This is a genomic window from Litorilinea aerophila (genome assembly GCF_006569185.2).
Lineage (GTDB): Bacteria > Chloroflexota > Anaerolineae > Caldilineales > Caldilineaceae > Litorilinea > Litorilinea aerophila.
In genome coordinates this window covers 100,929-118,614 of record NZ_VIGC02000002.1, presented here as the reverse complement: position 1 = coordinate 118,614, position 17,686 = coordinate 100,929, and the positions used below count along the sequence as shown (strand labels likewise).

The window sequence follows — 17,686 nt, the reverse complement described above, 5'->3', positions numbered from 1 at the left end:
TTCAGTCCAGCTCCCCTACTTCGCCGATGTACCGGCGGACCTGCAGGGTCAGGCGGCCGAAGGCTTCGCCGGCCATCATGTCAATGGTGCGGGGGCGGGGCAGGTCCACCGGGAGCTGGGCCACGATGCGGCCGGGCCGCTCGCTCATCACCAGCACCCGGTCGGCCAGGAAGACGGCCTCGGCAATGCTGTGGGTCACCATGAGGATGGTTTTGGCCTGCAGGCGATGGATCCGCAGCAGCTCCAGGTTCATCCGTTCCCGGGTCAGGGCATCCAGCGCGCCGAAGGGCTCATCCATCAGCAGCAGACGGGCGCCATGGAGCAGGGTCCGGGCCAGCACCACCCGTTGGGCCATGCCACCTGAGAGTTGTCGGGGATAGAGATGGCTGAAGCCGTCCAGGCCCACCAGGGCCAGGAGCTCCTGGGCCTGCTCCCGGTCCCGGGCCTCCACTCGCCCCTTTTGCACCTCCACAGGCAGCAGCACATTGTCCAGCACCGTGCGCCAGGGCATCAGGTTGGTGCTCTGGAAGATGAAACCCATGCTGGGGTGAGGTTCCTGCACCGGCTGGCCGTCAAACCAGACCCGGCCCCGGTCCGGGCGGATCAGGCCGCCCACAATGCGCAGCAAGGTGCTCTTGCCGCTGCCGCTGGGGCCCAGCAGGCAGACGATCTCGCCGGGCTGGACCTGAAGGCTCACGGTTTGGAGGGCACGGATGGGCGTCGGGCCTTCGGTGAAGGATTTGCCCACGCCGTCGACCACCAGGAGGGGCTGGCCGACGCCGGACGATGGCGGCGGCCACTCCACCGCCCGTTCATTCGACGACGAATTCATTGGTGAAGAGCTCCTCCGCCGGCACCGGGCTGTCCACCAGCCCGATACGCTGCATGAATGCCACCGCGGCCTGCCAGTCTTCCAGCCGGGTTGCGCCGGGCTGAGTGCCGGGCCGGCGCTGCCAATAGGCCAACACGGCGTCGAAGACGGCGCGATTGGCCGCCCGATTTTCGCCCCCGGCTTCCGGCACAAATTTCAGGGCAATCTCGAAGGCCTCGTCCGGGTGCTCCAGGGTGTATTGAATGGAGCGGAGGGTCGCCCGCACCAGCCGGCGCGCCAGCTCAGGATGCTGCTCCAGGGTCTGGTCGTTGGAGATCAGGCCGTTGGAAGGGATCTGCAGGTAGTCGTCCAGCGCGATCTGGGTGGTCTCGATGCCGGCCTGGGCCAGGATGACCGGCCCATTGACGCCGTAGTCCACGGCCGCATCCACCAACCCTTCGCTCACAGCCGCCGCCTGGGTGAAGCCGATGCTCTCCAGGTGAACGTCCTGTTCCTCCAGGCCGGCCGCCTCCAGGATGCCCCGCAGGGCCACGTACGACGCGCCGAAGGGGCCTGGGATGCCGATGCGCTTGCCGGCCAGGTCGGCGGGCTGGACGATGCCGGCGTCCTTTTTGGCGAAGATCACCACGGGATAGCGGGTATACCAGGCCATGATGTAGCGGACGGGCAAGCCCTGGGCCCGTCCCAACACCACCTGGTCTCCGCTGCCGACCATGAACTGAAGCTGGTTGGTGCCCACCAGTTTCAGGTAATCGTTTTCGAAGCCGTAGTCCAGGTTAATGGCCAGTCCTTCCGCGGCGAAGAAGCCTTGATCGATGCCCACATAGAAGGGCGCGAACTGAACGTTGGGGATGAAGCCCACGCCCAGGGTGACGGGCGTCAGGGCCGGGACGTCCCCTGTCCCTTGTCCCGGCGGCGTGATGGGGCTGCACCCGGCCAGGGCCAGGAGAACGGCCGCCAGCAGAAGTGTCACAAGCTTGAGTTTGCGCATAGTCACTCCATTCCGTTGAAGTCGGATTCCACACCATCAGGCTGCCCGCTGCCAGCGCAGGCAGTAGCTCTCCAACAGGGAGACGCCCAGATACAAGAGCTGGGCCAGCAGGATCAGGGCGATCACGGCGACGAACATCAGCGGCGTGTCCAACACGCCCCGGGCCAGGTTGATCAGGAAGCCCAGCCCCACATCCGCGCCGGAGAATTCGCCCACCACGGCGCCCACCACCGCCAAGATCACACTCAGCTTTAGCCCGCCGAAGATGATGGGCAGCGCGGCCGGCAGCTCCAACAGCCGGAAGATCTGCCAGCGGCTGGCCCGCAGGCTGCGCATGAGGTCGTAGAGGTCCCGGTCCACGTTGCGGATGCCCACCATGGTGCTGACCAGGGTGGGAAAGAAGGTGATGAGCCCGCAAACCAGGACTTTGCTCAGCAGGCCGCTGCCAAACCAGATGACCAGCAGCGGGGCAATGGCCACGATGGGCACGCTCTGGCTGGCCACGATGTAGGGAGAGAGCAGCCGCTCCGCGCCCCGATGTTTCCCCAGCCAATAGCCCAGGACGAAGGCCAGACTCAGGCCCAGGGCCAGTCCCAAAAGGACCTCCAGCAGGGTCACCAGGCCGTGGCGGACCAGGGTGCCATCCTGGAGGGTGAGCAGAAATTTGCGAAAGACAACCGCCGGTGCCGGCAGGATGAAGGGCGGATAGCCCTGCCACACCACCAGCCGATCCCACACGAAGAGGCCCAGCCCCAACACCACCGGCACCAGCAGGTACTCCAGGTGTTGCAGGAGCCAGCCCGCTGAATGCCCCGGCGCTGAGGTCCCCTCGCCCCGGGGACGGTCCGTCTGGGTTTTCACCTTTGCTTCGAAGGTCATGGCCGCGCTCTTCTCCTCATTCTCTCCGGGCTCCTCTTCCAATAAAGTTCCAATGAAGAAGGTCCCGAAGTTTCATCTGTACACTTCGGGACCTGTCCACGTCTCGCCTCCCCAGGGCCCAGCCCGCGGGGACACAGCCCACCGGCCAGGCATCAGACGGCAGGCGCCTCCTCGGTGTCCACGGGCTTCCTGGCGGGGTTAGCTGCCCGCCGGATCACAACGCCCCGAAGTCTTGGATGTCAAGACTCCGGGGCGTTTTCCGTAGCACAAATCCGTAGCACAAAGAGGCGCCAACCGGCCTTTCCGGTTGCGCTGTCTCTGTCAAGACCTTCTCCCATCCGGACTATACCGTCGGCGTCGGCTTTGCTGGTTTCCCAGCGCACCGCACTCCTGCGGCCTGGTACGCCAGGCCGCTCGCGGGCTTACTGACCCTGTTGGGCCAGATCACCGCCGGTCAGGAATTGGACCCCAGCCCTGGGCCGGGTCCTCACCTTGCCCCGAAGGTACTCTGTCAGTCGTATTCGATTTGTGTATCAGTATAGCGGCAGGGAGCGCGGCCGTCAAACCCTCAGGACCTGCGGATCAGGTGGGCGGCGACCGTGGCCCTGTCCTGCTCCCAGGGGATGGCCCCGTCCGCCTCGAGTGTCAGGGTTGGGAGGTGGCTGGTGTGCCGCCGGACGATGTCGGCCACCGTCTGGACTGTGCGGTCCACGTAGGCGGTGCCGTCCGGCAGGTGGCTTTTGGCATCCAGATACCCTCCCTGGCCGGTGTGGCGCATGGGGCCCATGGGGATTCGGGTGATCTTTCCCTGGCGGCGGGCCCGGTTCCACTCCGAAGCGGCGAAGATGGGCCAGCGTCCGGGGGCCAGATCGCCCAGTCGCTGGATTTTGTCCTCGCTGCCGTAGAGGTGGTAGAGGTGGTCCGCGGCCAGCAGGCCGGGGTCGCTGCTGAAGATGCCGCCCAGGGAGATGATGTAGACCGGTGCCCGCAGCCACTCTTTGAGGTAGGTGGCCGCGCCCACGGCCATCTGGCCAGCGCCGCTGTAGCCCATCACGAAGATGGGCAAGGGGTTGTTGAGGGGGTATTCGTAGCGCAACAGGCCGTGGAGGAGCACTTCGGCCGTGGCCTGGTTGTAGAGGGGGCCGTACCGTTTGTCGGCCGAAATTAACACCTGCCAGATGTTGCGCAGGTTGATGAGATAGCCGGCGATGGTCGGGCCATGGATCTTCCGTTCCAGCGCCCAACGCCACAGCCGGGCAAAAACAGGCTGCCCGGTCAGGGCCAGGTTGTTGACGGAGTAGGGGAAAATGTCGTCGATGATGACCGTGTGGGGCAGCACCAACGCCAGTCGCCGCAGGAATTCCTGCTCCCGGTAGCTGAGGGTGGCGCCCGATACCCGCCCAATGCCAGAGAGGAAGATCAGGTAGCTGTTCCGCTGGGGGCGCACGGTGCGCACCAGCCCGTCGGACGGGATCCCGTCGTCGTAAATCTGATCGCCGAACCAGCCTGCCCACCAGCCCAGCATCTCGAAGGGGGAAAGGGCGGCCCAGACCAGCAGGCCGGCCAGCACCAACCCGATCAGCATGAGGAGATCGCTCAACGTATCAACCACCGGGTTGCTCCTTTGAGGCCTTGTGGGATGTCCGCGAGCGGCCGGGGCGGTGGGGCCACCGGTCCCAGCTTTCCAGGAAGCGAGGGCGGCGACGTAGCCGGGGGAGATCCTTTTCGGTAAATTGGAGGGGGACTCCCGCTGCGCGTCGGGCCAGCCAGCGACCCAGGCTGTAGATGGGGCGCCCCACAGTGCGCCGGTAGATCTGGATCAGGGCCCAGCCCAGACCGCTGGCCACCAGGGCCTGCCACGTCTCCAGCTGGAAGCCCACCCGGATGGCCACCAGGATGGCCACCATGCTCCACAGGGAGAGCAACACCGAAAAGGCGTTGCCCAGAAAGGGGGTCAGCTCGAAGAATGCCAGCAACTGGGGGGCGTAGGCCAGGCCGACCACGGCCGCCACCTCCGGCAGGGCCTGTCGCCGATCGAAGACATGGTTGCCGATCAGCCACACGCAGATGGTCCACAGCAGGTAGCCGAAGAGGTGGCTGACGGCCGAAATGGCCAGCGCCAGGATGAAGCGGCGCGGGCGCACCCGGTTGATGAAGAGAACCACACTTTGCCCCAGGGACTCGGACAGGCCGGCCAGCCCGACCACGGCCAACGCAATCCAGAGTCCCTGGGGCGCATGTTGGATGGTGGCGAAGATCCCCTCATCCAATGAGAGCGCGCCACGGAGTATTCGCCCGAACGATGGCAGTTCCGCCGGCTCCATGCAGCTCCCTTCTAGACGGTGTGGCGCAGGCCAGTTTGCTACGCCACAAACAACATGACATCAAGGCCTGGGAACCGGGTTTGGGGCACGCCAGGTCCTTACCCCGCGGCCGGTGAACTCTGGCGCCGCAGGTTTGCGAAGAAAGGCTCCTTGCCCAGAAAATCGGCTACAAAGGCCACAAAGACCGAGAGCATCAACGCCATGGCCCCGGTCACGCCGACGACCATGAGCAGGCGCACCGTGGGGACCGGCTCCACGGGCGGGATGGCCGAAGCTGCCAGGCGCACTTCGCTGCCCGCCGCTGCCCGGGCCAGGTTGAGCTCGGCCACCTTGCTGTTCAACGTCTTCAGGGTTTCCCAGTTCAGGTCCCGGGATTGGGTAAGTTCTCGTCCCCGGGCCGTCTCGGCCTCCAGCTGGGCCTTCAAGCCCTGGACTTCACCCTCCAGTTGTGCAATGGCCTGGGACAGGGGCTGGTCGTCGGTGCTGAAGTCGGGAATGCTCTGGAGTTCCTTCAGTTCCAGGAGGGCAGCGGCCTTTTCCCGGGCCAGGGTTGCCAGCGGGTTGTCCGTGCCCACCGCCTCGCCCAGGGCAGCCACATCCCCCGTCTGGAAGAGCTGGGGATACTGCTCCTGGATGGCCTGAATCAGCTCGCTCTCGGTGGGGACCTTCTCGCCCAGATGCTGATAGGCGTCTCCGCTCAGGGCCTGGGCCGTCAGGCTTTCGATTTGCTGATCCAGCCGGGTGATGCGGGCGTTCAGGGAATCGATCAGGGCGTCGATGTCGGCCAACATGCCCTCCACCGTCAGGTTCGGCTCAGTTTCCAACAGAAACTGCAGGGTGGCATCCGGCGCCTGGATCTGCAGGCTTGTGGGGGCGGTCATTTCTGGCATAGCCAGGTCGATGTTAGAAATGGTGTTCTGGGCCAGGAGCTGGGTAAAGGACTGGAGCTTGAGCACCTGTAACGCCTGGGCACTGCTGGTCAGTCCCTCTGGGCCGCCATTGGCCACCTGCTCCCGCAGCGCCTGGGCATCTCCCACCAGCCGCAGGGCCCGGCGTCGGGCCTGGCTGGCGTCGGTCAGGGCTTGCTGGATTCGTTCCACCTGTTGCTGGAAGGCCTGGACCTGGGTGTTGTTCACCGCGTCCAGATAGGCGGTCACCAGGGCTCGCTGGCCTTCCTGTTCTTTGTTGAAAGCCACCAGCTGATTGCGGGTCTGGGCTTCCAGATAGGCTGCAATCACTTCCTGTCGGGCTTTGACCGCTTCGTCCACCAGGGCAGCGATGGCCGTGCGTTTGCCCCGCTGGAGGTTGTCGATGATGTCCTGCTTCTCGGCCACCAGCCGATTCAGCTCGTCCACCCGGCTTTGGGCGATGAACTGCTCCAGCTGGGCCTGGGACTGCTGGTACTTTTCCTGGGCCTTGGCCAGTTCCGCCTGGATGGAGTTGAGGAGTTCATCTGGCACCTGGCCGTATACCGTGTTCACCTGGTCCACGTAGATGCGGGCCCAGGTATTGGCGATGGCGGCGGCTTTTTCCGGCGAGTCCGCCTCTACCGTGATGCGAATCAGATCGCTGTCTCCGGTTCGGCTCCCTGTCGGCTGGGCGAGCGATGCCGTAACCATTTCTACCAGCGTGCCCGGCTGACGTTCTTCCTCGCTGAGCATATCCCCCAGCTCTGCGGCCACGGCCTGGGCGATGGCGCCGCTGGTGGCCAGGCTGACCAGGGCGCTGCGCCGGGCAGTGGCGGCTGTACTGTTGGTGGTATCTTCAGAGGTGGTGCGGAAGCGGGGGTCGAAGTTCACGTCGCTGATGGTGCGCACAATAGCCACCGAGGCGCTGGCCGCATAGACAGGTGTCTGGAACTGGCGCAGGATGAGGACGCCCACCGCGGCCAGCACCACCGCGGCCAGGGTCAGGCCCACAATCTCGCGCCACCAGCGGAGCAACACTTCCAGATACTGCCGTAAGTCGATCTCATCTTCGGCCACCCATTGCTGGTGTGGCGTCGGTACATCCATGGGTTCTACACTCATGTATCTCTTTCCCCTGACGATGATCCATTTGCGGAGTGCGCATCCTTAGATGCAGCTCCGTTCCACCAGGCCCGGCATCTGAGGATGCCCACTCCGCGTCATCATGAACTACTGAATTTCAGCTGACAGGGCTGCACCTGACATCCATGGGGAAATTTGACCTGACAAATTCATCCCTGTGCTGCCTCCCGGATGGGACGGCCCCTTTTTACCAAGGCGCTGTCAGCCTGGGGCTGATTATACATCAACCCCTTGTGGAAGCGAACTGATCGACCCGGTCTGGATGATGTAGTAAATCCCGGCAGAAATTCGTCGATTGTTCCCACCAGAGGTAGCGCGCCCAGAGGGCACCCGGAATTTCTGCCGTGGTATTTACGCCAGACTGTGGTAGCTTGACGGGAAGAAGTGGTGTCTGGCCGAGACGCTGGTGGGGGAAAGATAGGGGAGGCGGGGAAAGTCGTCGGCGGATGAGGGAGGATAGGGCGAGATTCTACGAGAGGCGGCATTCAGCAGGGGCACGGCCGCGGCCGGCCCCTGCTGGCTCATACCAACAGCCGGGTGGCTTCCTGGAGGGCCACCTGGACCTGGGAAAATTCCGCCTGGATCTCGGCCACCAGGTGGCGCTGCTCGTGCCAGGCCTGGGATGCGGCGTCAGCGGGAGGGGATTTTTTCCCGTTTTCTTGGGCCAGTCCCTCCAGGCGTAGACAGAGTTCCGCCAGCCGGCTGGCGCCGAACATGCTGCTGGTGGAGTGGAGGGTGTGGGCGGCCCGGTGCAGGGTGCGCTGGTCACCGTTCCGCAGGGCCAGCTCCATCTGGGCGATCAGGCGGGCGGCGTTGGTCTGGTACTCCTGGAGCAGATTGGGCAAAAACTGGCCTGCTGCTTCCCCCAGGTCTTCGTGCAGCTCGGCCAAAGCCTGGCGAACCGCGGCCACTTCCGACATCTGGCTTCTGGCTGGCGGGCCATCGTTGTGAGCCGCCGGTAGCTGCTCCGCGGGCCGGGCGTTTTCACACGTGTCTTCCGGAGCGCTCCCTTTCTCGCGGGTCTGTTCCCGACTCTGTTCCCGACTCTGTTCCCGGCCCTGTTCACTGTCCTGGCTGTGTAGCGCCTGGTAACAGGTTTCCAGGGCCGCGATGAGCTGTTCCATCTCCAGGGGCTTGCTCAAGTAATCGTCCATGCCTGCAGCCAGATACTGGGCCCGGCTTTCCTGGAAGGCGTGGGCGGTCAGGGCGATGATGTAGGGCTGGCGTTCGGCCGGGAAGTGAGCCCGGATGCGCCGGGTGGTCTCCTCCCCGTCCATCTCCGGCATCTGGACATCCATCAGGATCAGGTCATAGGGCTGGCGGCGCAGGGCAGCCAGGACTTCATAGCCGTTGCCGGCCACGTCGGCCCGGTAACCCAGGCGGTTGAGCATGAGGAGCGCCACCTTCTGGTTCACCAGATTGTCCTCGGCCAGCAGAATGCGCAGGGGATAGCGTTTACCCATCTCTCGATCCCAGCGGGCCGTCTCTTCGGGGCGGACGGTAATCTTTTCGTGGGCCAGGGCCTGGAGGATGACCTGTTGGAGCTGGGCCGGTTTCACCGGCTTGTGCAGATAGGCCGCCGATTCCAACTCCTCCGGCAACGTTTCCCGCATGCCCAGGGGCGTGAGGATGATGATGGGCAGCTCCCGGGTAGCCGGCATCTGGCGGAGCTTCTGGGCCAGGGTGATGCCGTCCATCTCGGGCATCTGGACGTCCAAAATGGCCAGGTCGAAGGGGCCTTCAGACTCCACCAGCTGGAGCGCAGTACGGGCGTCCGGGGCGGTGACGGGCTCCATCTGCCAGCGGGCCGTCTGGATGGCCAGAATCTTGCGGTTGTTTTCGTGGTCATCCACCACCAACACTCGCTTGCCGGCGAGCAGTGCCGGGGCCGGTGTGGGCCGGGCTGCGCACTCGGGCGCCGTCTGGACTGGCAGTTCCAGATGGAAGGTGGTCCCTTCCCCGGGTACGCCCGTACTCTCCGCCCACAGGGTGCCGCCCATGAGTTCGGCCAGCCGGCGGCTGATGGCCAGGCCCAGGCCCGTCCCCCCGAAGCGACGGGTGGTGGAGGCGTCTACCTGGCTGAAGGATTGGAAGAGCCGGTCCATCCGGTCCGGCGGAATGCCGATGCCCGTGTCGCGGACGGCGATGTGCAGGTCGTACCAGACGTTGGTGCCGGCCAGCTGGGCCAGGGGCGTGTTCATGAACTTTGCTTCGGGCGGCCCGGACAGAGGAGAGGCAGTGACGGTCACGTTCACTTCGCCGGCCTCGGTGAATTTCACCGCGTTGCCCAACAGGTTGACCAGGATCTGGCGCAGGCGGGTGATGTCCCCCATGATGTGGACGGGCACGTCGTCGCCCAGGAGGTAGGTGAGTTCCAGCCCCTTGGCCGCCGCGTTCATGGCCACCACATCCAGGGCCGATTCCACACATTGACGCAGGTCCAGGGAGAGGTACTCCAGCTCCAGCCGGCGGGACTCAATCTTGGAGAAGTCCAGGATGTCGTTGATGACGGCCAGCAGGGCATCGCCACTCTTGCGCACCGTCTCCACAAAGTCCCGCTGCTCGTCGTTGAGGGGGGTGTCCAGCAGGAGGCTGGTCATGCCGATGATGCTGTTGAGGGGCGTGCGGATCTCGTGGCTCATGTTGGCCACGAACTCGCTCTTGGCCCGGGTCGCCTCTTCCGCCACTTCCCGGGCTTTCTGGGCTTCGGCAAAGAGGCGGGCGTTTTCCAGGGCCACGGCCACCTGGTCGGCGAAGGCGCTGGCCAGCCGGGCGTGATGTTCGTTGAAACGGCCCACCTGGGTGCTGTCCAGGGCGATCATGCCGATGACCTGGTTCTGCAGGCGCAGGGGCACCCCCAGCCAGCCCCGTACGTGGTCGTGGGGGGGATGCCGGAAGGTTTCGTAGACTTCGGGCCCGTTTTCTAAAATCAGGGTCCGTTTTTCCTGATAGATGACCGACGTGGGCGCCAGGGGATCGTCGATGGGGAAGCGCAGCCCCAGCACTGCGTTCAGGTCTGGGAAGCCCCGGCCACCTACCACCACCGAGTCGGTGCCTTCCAGCAGTTGCACCGAGGCGGTGTCGTAGGGAACCACCCGCTGGAGCTGCTCCAGGATGCGCTCGATGGCCTCGTCCCGGTCCAGGGTGGCAGCGACGGCCGCACCGGCCTGGCGCAGGGTCTCAGCTTCGGCGGCCTGGCGCTGGACGTCGGCGAAGAGGCGAGCATTTTCCAGGGCCATGGCCGCCTGGCTGGCAAACATGGCCAGGGTTTCCCCGTCCTCCTCCTGGTAGTAGCCGGGCTCGACTTTATCCAGGGCGATGAATCCGATCACCTGGTCTTGAACCACGAGGGGCGCGCCCAGCCAGGAGTGAAGCTGCTCCAGCAGGCTGTGGGGAATCCAGCCCGGATACTGGGTGACGTCCGGAATGACCAGGGGCTGGCGGGTCTCATAAAGCTGGCGCAGGTTGCGGGTGCTATCCAGATCCAGATAGAAATCCACCAGTCGTTCCTGGTAATTGGGATCGAACTTTTCGTAGCCCCGGGTCCGCATGAGGCGTGCCCGGCGGCCATCCAGGAGCATGATGTTGGCTGCGTCGTAGGGGATGACTGTCTCGATCTGCTCCAGCATGATGTCCAGCAGCCGGTCCAGGTCCAGGGTGGAGTTGAGGGCGATCCCGGCCTGACGCAGGGCCATGGCCCGCTGGCGCTGGCGTCGCAGGGCTTGCTCAGCCTGGACCAGGGGCGTGATGTCGTGGAGCGTCCAGATGCCCAGATCGCCCAGTACCATGTAGCGGAGCTCCACGTCTTTGACCGAGCCGTCCTGACAGGTGATCTTCACCATCTCGGGCCCGCTTTCCTGGCCGCTCTCCAGGGCCTGCTGCTGCATTTGACGGGCCTGCTGCTGCACCCGGGCCCGGTCACTCTCGTCCGGACAGACCCGTTGCCACCAGGCGTCCAGGGTGGGGATTGCTTCTGGGCTGTAGCCGAAATTCTCTTGCAGCTTGCGGTTGATGTATTCCAGCCGTCCGGCAGCATCCACCACCGCCACGGCCACAGGCAGGTGTTCCAGCACCTGGCGGAAGCGCCGTTCGTGGCTGGCCGCCACTTCCTGGACCTCCCGGTAGGCACTGAGGTCGGTGATGAAGAAGAGGGAGGCCGGCCCCTCGGGGAGCTGGATGCGGTTGACGGAAACCAGCATGGGGAACTCGCTGCCGTCCTGGCGCAGGCCCACCAGCTCGATGATGGCGTCGCCGGTGTCCCGGGTATAGCCGGAGCGGCCGGTCACCAGGTCATTGTTGCGCTGGCTGGCTGTCTGCAGGGAGCGAGGCGCCACGTGGGCCATCAGGGGGCGCCCGACCATGTGGGCGGGGTCGGCATAGCCGAAGAGCTGGGCTGCGGCCGGGTTGGCCTCCAGGACTCGCTCGTCGTCGCCGATGACAATGCCCACGGGCGATTGGGCAAACAGGGTGTGGAGGCGCTCCGCGTTCTGGCGCAGAATCTCCTCGGCCGCCTTGCGGTGGGTGATCTCCTCCACCATGCCGACCCCCAGGTCCGGGTTGCCGTCGGCGTCGTGGAGGAGGGAGACTACCAGGCGGCCCCAGATGGTCTGGCCGTCTTTGCGGATGTAGCGCTTTTCGATTTCGTAGTGGGTGCGCAGGCCGGCGATCAACTCCTGGTAGAGACTCCAGTCCACGTCCACATCTTCGGGGTGGGTGAAGTCGGTGAAGGCCATCCGCTGGAGTTCATCTGCGCTGTAGCCCAGCATCTGGATCAGGGCCCGGTTGACTTCGACGGGATGGCCGGCGGCGTCCACCAGGGCCAGGCCGATGGGGGCCTCGGCGAAGAGGGTTCGGAAGCGGCTTTCGTTCTGCCGCAGGGCCTCCTCCATCTGCCGCCTTTGGGTGATGTCCCGGGCAATGCCGGTCACCGCGATCATCCGTCCCTGGCCGTCTACCTCCAGCTGCAGATACTCTTCCATCCACCGCCAGGAGCCGTCCTGGGTGCGCCAGCGGCAGGTCACGGGCGCTATGGCCACAGCGCCCGTTTGCACCGCGTCCAAGAGCTTCTGTCGGTCGTCGGGGTGGACCAGGCTTTCCCACAGGTCGGGATCGGCGTAGAATGCCTCGGGCCGGATGCCGATCTGGTGCTCCACGGCCGGGCTGATGTAAGTCAGTTGGGGGGACGGTTCCAGTTGATAGCGGAAATAGATGAAAGAGCGGGCGAACACGCCCTGTTCAAAGAGCCAGGGTAGGCCCCGTTCCAGGTTTTCCACCCGCCGTCGTAAGGCCTGCAGTTCTTCGTGGAGCTGCTGGCTATGGTCGTTCTGGTGCTTCATGTCCCCTCGTTCCTGATTTTCTGAACCCTACTTTTTCGCAAGCTTCACCGCGCCGCCGTCTATTATACCGTATTTTCCGTAAGGTGGGCCCTTCTACTATAAACGACTCCCGGACGAATCATCGACGGCGGGATGTACGGAAGGAGATGGGCTTTTTGTCGCGTTCATGCTTATCAAATGTGGCAAGTGTGATACAATACAACCGATTTGCGGCGGGACGGGTTCCTGCCTCTTCCGGCTCTGGCTAGCCCGTCCAGGCATCCACAGGAATATGACCGAAGCCATGCATTTACGAATCCTTCTGGTAGACGATCACGAAGTGGTGCGGATCGGGCTGAAGACCCTGCTCTCGGCCTATCCCGAGTTTGAGGTGGTGGCCGAAGCGGCCGATGCCCAGGAAGCGGTGGAGAAGGCCCTCTACGTGCAGCCGGATGTGGTGATTATGGATGTACGGCTGCCCGGCAAGAGCGGCATCGAAGCCACCCGGGAGATCCTGGCCCGGCGACCTGAGACCCGGGTGATCATGCTGACTTCCTACGCGGAGGACGAGATGCTCTTCGACGCCATCGCCGCAGGCGCGGCCGGCTATGTCCTCAAGCAGATCGGCAGCGATGACCTGGTGCGGGCGCTGAAGACGGTAGCCCGGGGAGAATCCCTGTTGGATCCAGCGGTGACCCAGAAGGTGTTCGAGCAGGTACGCACCAATGCCCGCCGGGCCGAGGAAGAGGCCTTTGCCTCTCTCACGGACCAGGAGCTGGTGATCCTTTCCCTGATTACCCGGGGCTTGACCAACAAGGAGATTGCCCGGCAGGTCTTCCTTTCCGAGAAGACGGTGCGCAACTACGTGAGTTCCATCCTGAGCAAGCTGAACCTCTCCTCCCGGGCGGAGGCGGCAGCCTACGCGGTCCGCCATCACATCGAGAATCACGTCCCCTCTTCCCGTTGACGATCCCTGCCATGGCGCCAACCATCACCGCCCTACGCGTGCAAAAACGAAATCGAGAGCGGGTTAACGTCTACCTGGACGGGGAATACGCGTTTGCCGTCAACATTCTGACGGCCGCCCGCTTGAAGAGGGGGCAAGAGCTCACCGAGGAGGAGGTGGCCCGGCTGCGCCAGGAGGGGGAGCGAGATCTGGCCTATCAGCGCGCGGTGCGTTTTCTGGGCTACCGCCCCCGCAGCCGACAGGAGCTGATTCGCTACCTGCGGGAGAAGGGCTACGAGGCGGATGTCATCGAGAGCACCGTAGCCCGGCTGGAGGCACAGGGCTTTTTGGACGACCAGGCCTTTGCCCGCTTCTGGGTGGAGAACCGGGGGCGCTTCCGGCCCCGCAGTGCCCGCGCGCTGCGCCAGGAGCTGCGGGAGAAGGGCATCGAACCGGCCATCATCGAGCAGGTGCTGGCGGGGCTGGACGGGGAGGCGTTGGCCTGGGCCGCTGTGACCCAGAGGCTTGCCCGCTGGAAGGGCCTGCCCTGGGAGGCGTTTGAGAAGAAGGTGATGGGGTACCTGGCCCGGCGTGGCTTCGACTACCAGGTGGCCCGAACCGTCTGTCAGCGGGCCTGGGAGACGGTGCAGGATGAGGAAAGCTGAGAAGTGGCCGCTTGATAGGATTACACCGGTGGATGCGAACGGGCACGAATCAGGGGATATGACACCGGATGGGGAACCGTATTCTGGTCATTGATGATGATTCCGTCCTGTCGGAACTGGTGGTTTACATGTTGAGGGGGGGCGGCTATGAAGTGGTTGCGGCCGGAGACGGTGAGGAGGGTCTGCGCAAATTTCAAGCCGAGCCCTTTGACCTGGTGATCCTGGACATCAACATGCCGGGCATGGATGGCTTCGAGGTCTGCCGACGGATCCGCAGCCAGTCTCAGGTCCCCATCATCATGTTGACTGCCCAGGGCAGCGACGAGGCGGTGGTACGCGGCCTGGATCTGGGCGCGGACGACTATGTCACCAAGCCCTTTCGCCTGAAACCCCTGATGGCCCGGGTCCGGGCTAATTTGCGGCGGGCCCAGGCGCCGGACCCCACCTTCGGCAGGGTCCGCTACCACGATGATTACCTCTCCATCGACCTGGAATCCCAGCGGATTGCCATCCAGGGCAGGGCGGTGAAACTGACGCCCATGGAGTATCAGCTCCTGGCCACCCTGGTCAAGAATCGGGGGCAAGTGCTGGAGGCCCGTAAGCTGCTGGAGCAGGTTTGGGGGCAGGAATACGCGGAGGATCTGGACTACCTCCGCCTCTACATCTGGCACTTGCGGCGTAAAATCGAGCCCGATCCCGACCATCCCCGCTATATTCAGGACGTGGGGCCGCTGGGATATAGTTTTTCCCCTGCCGACGCTCCTTGAGCATTCCGCCCGCTTGGGTACCTCGTCAATAGTTCCGTTCGCCTGACTGCGAAAGGGTGCCAATCCCCACAGGCTTCTGAGCCTGGGCTTTCTGAGGGCGATTTCCCTATTGGATGCCGGCCACGGTGATCTGTAGATCCGTGAAGGTCACCGGCCCGCCAAACGCGATCAGGCCAACCCAGCCTTCGCTCCGGGGCAGTTGGATTCCCCGGGCAATTTCCACCTCATCGACGAACAGGTCCATTTCTGCCCCTCGCACTTCCACCCGGAGATGGAAGACGTTGTCGCCCTCGGGCTTGGGGGGGAGTTCCACCGATTGACGGCCCAGAAAAGTGCCGGCCGCATCGTAAACTCCCCAGAAGAGCCCCGTCCCGCCGTTGATCAGGCGGACGATGCTCGCGCCATTTTTGCGCCCCCGTTCCGGCATATGGAGCACGAAGCCACCGCCCGCGTCCGGTTTGACCGGCAGGGCAATGGTGGCTTCGATGCGGTAATTCGACGCGTAGACGCCGGTGTTGAGGATATAGTCTGCCGGCGCTGGGGAAATCTGACGATAGACGCCCTCCTCGATCTCCCACTGGCCGCTGAGCACCCGCCGGTCGGATGACGCGTTGGTATCCACCGCGGCGCCTGGGGCCAGTTGGAGTGCCAGGACAGACGGGTCGGCCGTGGTCGTCGCAGTTGCCAGATCCACCAGATCGCCCACCTGGATTTGGTCAAAGCTGGCCGTGCTCTGGACGGTGACCAGGCCTACGTAGCCATAATTTTGATGGAGGGGGACGTCGGCTGCCAGCAGGAAGCCATCCAGGGTGATGCTGTAGCTGTCCTGGCCGCTGGCCACTTGCAGGGTGTGGCGGGCGTCGGCCGGCGGTGTGACGTTGGCGTAGCCCTGGCCCACGAATTTACCCGTTTCATCGAAATAGCCCCAGAAGATCCCCCCGGGTCGCCGTTCTGAGAAGCGGACCATGTGGGCGCCGGCAAGCTGGTTCTGGTAGGGCATGTTGAAGAGGATGCCCGCGCCGTGGCCGGTCTGGTGGGTGAAGCTCACCTGGTAGGTGTACTCTTGAAAAGCCTGCCCTGTGTAGACGATGGCCAGATCGATGCCGTTGGGATCATTTTGCACCAGGGTGCCGTTGCTGAACTGCCACTGGCCGCTGATGGGCCGCCAGCCCGCGCCGATCAGATCGCCCCGGAACTCGGACTGCCAGCCCAGGCTCCCTGGAACAATCGTCTGGCTGGAGGCGGGCAGCGGGGTCGCAGGTGCCGGAGGCCGGGTGGCCCGGGCGGTGGGCGTGGCGGGCAGGGGTGTGGGTTCCGCCGGCACCGTGGATGCTGCCGGAGTGGCCGTCGCGTCTGCCTGGGCTGGAGTGCTGGCCGGGCTCTGGGATTGGAGAGGTTGGGGCCTGGGAAGCTTCATTTGAGCGTTGTCGAAGAGGGGAAAGACCTCCACCAGGCTGTAGGCGACGCTGCTGCGCGCTGTGATCAGGCCGATGTGGCCGCCGCTCCGGCCGGGTTCCTGCGCCGGTGCAAGGGCCTGTAGGGGCACATTCCGGGCTAGCAGCTGATCGTCCAGATAGATGTCGTAGCTTTCTACCCCCACATAAACCGCCAGGGTGTGGGGCTCCCGACCTGCCGGCGCCGTGTCTACGTAGCCCTGACGGGTAAAAATCCCCTGTTCGTCGAAAAATCCCCAGAAGACGGCGTCCGCCTGCTCCGAATAGCGGACCACATAGGCGCTGTTGATCTGATAAGGGGAGACCATGTTGAACAGCAGGCCACCGCCCACGCCCACCAGGTGGCGGAAGGTAGCCTGGACCACATAGTTTTCGAAGGCGCTCCCTTCGTAACCGATGGCTGCGTCGATGATGGCGGGGTTGGTCTGTACCAGCTCCCCGTCGCTCAGTTCCCAGGTGCCACTGAGGGGGACCCAGCCTGCTCCCCCTGGTGTCTGGTCGAAGTCACTGGTGTAAACCTGTTCACCCGGATCCCGGACTTCAGCAGCGGTCACTTTCAGGGTGTCAAACCGGGCTGTACCCTGGCTGACAAATCCCAGCAACCCCCCGCTGTAGAAGAGGGGGCGCCGCTCGATCAGGGTCTGGCCGTTGAGTTGTACGGTGTAACTGTTGCCCAGGACGTAGACATCCAGGCGATATTGCCCGGTGTCGAGGGTGAAGGGTACGCTGACCTGTTGCACGAACTGGCCGCTTTCGTCGGTAAAGCCGGCCACCAGTTGTAGGGGAGCCGCCTCGCCTTCGCCGCCTTCCAGACCTTCGTCCGTGGTCGTGGCACGAGCGATGTAGACCTGATGCTGCCGGGCCCAGGGTTCGGGGTACTGGGCATTGAAGTTGAGGCCTGCGGCACGGGTGGTCCGCCCCAAAATCAGATATGCGCTCAGGTGGTAGGGTTGTTCCGCCGGCATCTCATACGGCAGGTAGATCTGGGCCGGCCCTTCCAGATTGGCCAGTTGAACCAGGCGATCTTCCCGCAGGGTCCAGACCCCTTCATGAACGATCCAGCGTTGCAGATCCGCGGCGCTGAAGTCCTCCACCAGGGGCAGCGAGAATGCCGGCAACCCGGCCCGCCCGGGGAAGATGCCGAGCAGGTACAGGACGGCCAGGGCGGCCACTGCCACCGCTGTGCCGCCTGCTGCCAGCCAGGTCACCCAGCGGGGAAGGGTGGGACGGAGGAGCCGTAGCCTGGACAGACGCCTGGCCCCTGGGGCGGGCCGACTGGCCGCCGGTTCAGCGGCCTCCCTGTGAATCTGATCCACCTCTTTCATGATTTCGTCGAGATCGGCCAGCTCGTCGGCCGGGGCATACCGGACCTCTTCCGGCATCAGTTCCGGCTCGTCGGATGGCCTGGGAAATTGGGGTGGATGGTCCATGGTTGCTGATCCTTGCTGTGCTCCCTGGGCGT

11 protein-coding genes and 1 riboswitch are annotated in these 17,686 nt (G+C 64.4%); of the genes, 3 read left to right on the top strand and 8 right to left on the bottom strand.

Annotation, left to right across the window (positions count from 1 at the left end; translation table 11 throughout):
* Position 1: 1 nt before the first annotated feature.
* From FKZ61_RS01745 to FKZ61_RS01715, 7 genes are all read right to left on the bottom strand, one after another.
* The gene (locus FKZ61_RS01745; protein ID WP_141608345.1) at positions 2-832 is read right to left on the bottom strand and encodes an ABC transporter ATP-binding protein; all 831 of its coding nucleotides are present in this window, start codon (positions 830-832) and stop codon (positions 2-4) included.
* Entirely contained in the window at positions 813-1,823 is a 1,011-nt protein-coding gene (locus FKZ61_RS01740) for an ABC transporter substrate-binding protein (RefSeq protein WP_141608344.1), read from the bottom strand. Before FKZ61_RS01740 ends, FKZ61_RS01745 begins: the two co-directional genes overlap by 20 nt.
* Positions 1,824-1,859: 36 nt before the next feature.
* Entirely contained in the window at positions 1,860-2,702 is an 843-nt protein-coding gene (locus FKZ61_RS01735) for an ABC transporter permease (RefSeq protein ID WP_141608343.1), read from the bottom strand.
* Positions 2,703-3,024: 322 nt separating this feature from the next.
* Positions 3,025-3,211: riboswitch (FMN riboswitch) on the bottom strand.
* A gap of 59 nt (positions 3,212-3,270) precedes the next feature.
* Positions 3,271-4,314 carry a hypothetical protein gene (locus tag FKZ61_RS01730; protein WP_141608342.1) on the bottom strand — a complete coding sequence of 348 codons (1,044 nt, stop codon included), beginning with the start codon at positions 4,312-4,314 and terminating at the stop codon, positions 3,271-3,273.
* A complete protein-coding gene (locus tag FKZ61_RS01725; protein ID WP_141608341.1) occupies positions 4,307-5,026 on the bottom strand; it encodes a YIP1 family protein in 720 nt (239 codons plus the stop codon). The genes FKZ61_RS01730 and FKZ61_RS01725 overlap by 8 nt, the downstream gene beginning before the upstream one ends.
* Positions 5,027-5,124: 98 nt before the next feature.
* Positions 5,125-7,056, bottom strand: a complete 1,932-nt coding sequence (locus FKZ61_RS01720) for a GumC domain-containing protein (protein WP_141608340.1) — start codon at positions 7,054-7,056, stop codon at positions 5,125-5,127.
* 542 nt (positions 7,057-7,598) lie between these two features.
* Positions 7,599-12,413 carry a PAS domain S-box protein gene (locus FKZ61_RS01715; RefSeq protein WP_141608339.1) on the bottom strand — a complete coding sequence of 1,605 codons (4,815 nt, stop codon included), beginning with the start codon at positions 12,411-12,413 and terminating at the stop codon, positions 7,599-7,601.
* A 283-nt stretch (positions 12,414-12,696) separates the two neighbouring features.
* Here FKZ61_RS01715 and FKZ61_RS01710 point away from each other — a divergent pair, with 283 nt between their 5' ends.
* From FKZ61_RS01710 to FKZ61_RS01700, 3 genes are all read left to right on the top strand, one after another.
* Complete coding sequence (locus FKZ61_RS01710) at positions 12,697-13,359, top strand: response regulator (RefSeq protein WP_211358361.1); 663 nt, start codon at positions 12,697-12,699, stop codon at positions 13,357-13,359.
* Positions 13,360-13,370: 11 nt separating this feature from the next.
* A complete protein-coding gene (locus FKZ61_RS01705) occupies positions 13,371-14,003 on the top strand; it encodes a RecX family transcriptional regulator (RefSeq protein WP_141608337.1) in 633 nt (210 codons plus the stop codon).
* A 68-nt stretch (positions 14,004-14,071) separates the two neighbouring features.
* Entirely contained in the window at positions 14,072-14,770 is a 699-nt protein-coding gene (locus FKZ61_RS01700) for a response regulator transcription factor (protein ID WP_141608336.1), read from the top strand.
* 106 nt (positions 14,771-14,876) lie between these two features.
* On the opposite strand, the gene FKZ61_RS01695 is transcribed toward FKZ61_RS01700, so the two are convergent.
* On the bottom strand, positions 14,877-17,654 hold the full coding sequence (locus FKZ61_RS01695) for a hypothetical protein (protein ID WP_141608335.1): 2,778 nt from the start codon (positions 17,652-17,654) through the stop codon (positions 14,877-14,879).
* Positions 17,655-17,686: the final 32 nt, after the last annotated feature.

Bases quoted from the DNA above. Each gene is read 5' to 3' on its own strand.
- FKZ61_RS01745 (WP_141608345.1), bottom strand. From the start codon at position 832: ATGAATTCGTCGTCGAATGAACGGGCGGTGGAGTGGCCGCCGCCATCG.
- FKZ61_RS01700 (WP_141608336.1), top strand. From the start codon at position 14,072: ATGGGGAACCGTATTCTGGTCATTGATGATGATTCCGTCCTGTCGGAA.
- FKZ61_RS01720 (WP_141608340.1), bottom strand. From the start codon at position 7,056: ATGAGTGTAGAACCCATGGATGTACCGACGCCACACCAGCAATGGGTG.
- FKZ61_RS01695 (WP_141608335.1), bottom strand. From the start codon at position 17,654: ATGGACCATCCACCCCAATTTCCCAGGCCATCCGACGAGCCGGAACTG.
- FKZ61_RS01725 (WP_141608341.1), bottom strand. From the start codon at position 5,026: ATGGAGCCGGCGGAACTGCCATCGTTCGGGCGAATACTCCGTGGCGCG.
- FKZ61_RS01740 (WP_141608344.1), bottom strand. From the start codon at position 1,823: ATGCGCAAACTCAAGCTTGTGACACTTCTGCTGGCGGCCGTTCTCCTG.
- FKZ61_RS01705 (WP_141608337.1), top strand. From the start codon at position 13,371: ATGGCGCCAACCATCACCGCCCTACGCGTGCAAAAACGAAATCGAGAG.
- FKZ61_RS01710 (WP_211358361.1), top strand. From the start codon at position 12,697: ATGCATTTACGAATCCTTCTGGTAGACGATCACGAAGTGGTGCGGATC.
- FKZ61_RS01715 (WP_141608339.1), bottom strand. From the start codon at position 12,413: ATGAAGCACCAGAACGACCATAGCCAGCAGCTCCACGAAGAACTGCAG.
- FKZ61_RS01735 (WP_141608343.1), bottom strand. From the start codon at position 2,702: ATGACCTTCGAAGCAAAGGTGAAAACCCAGACGGACCGTCCCCGGGGC.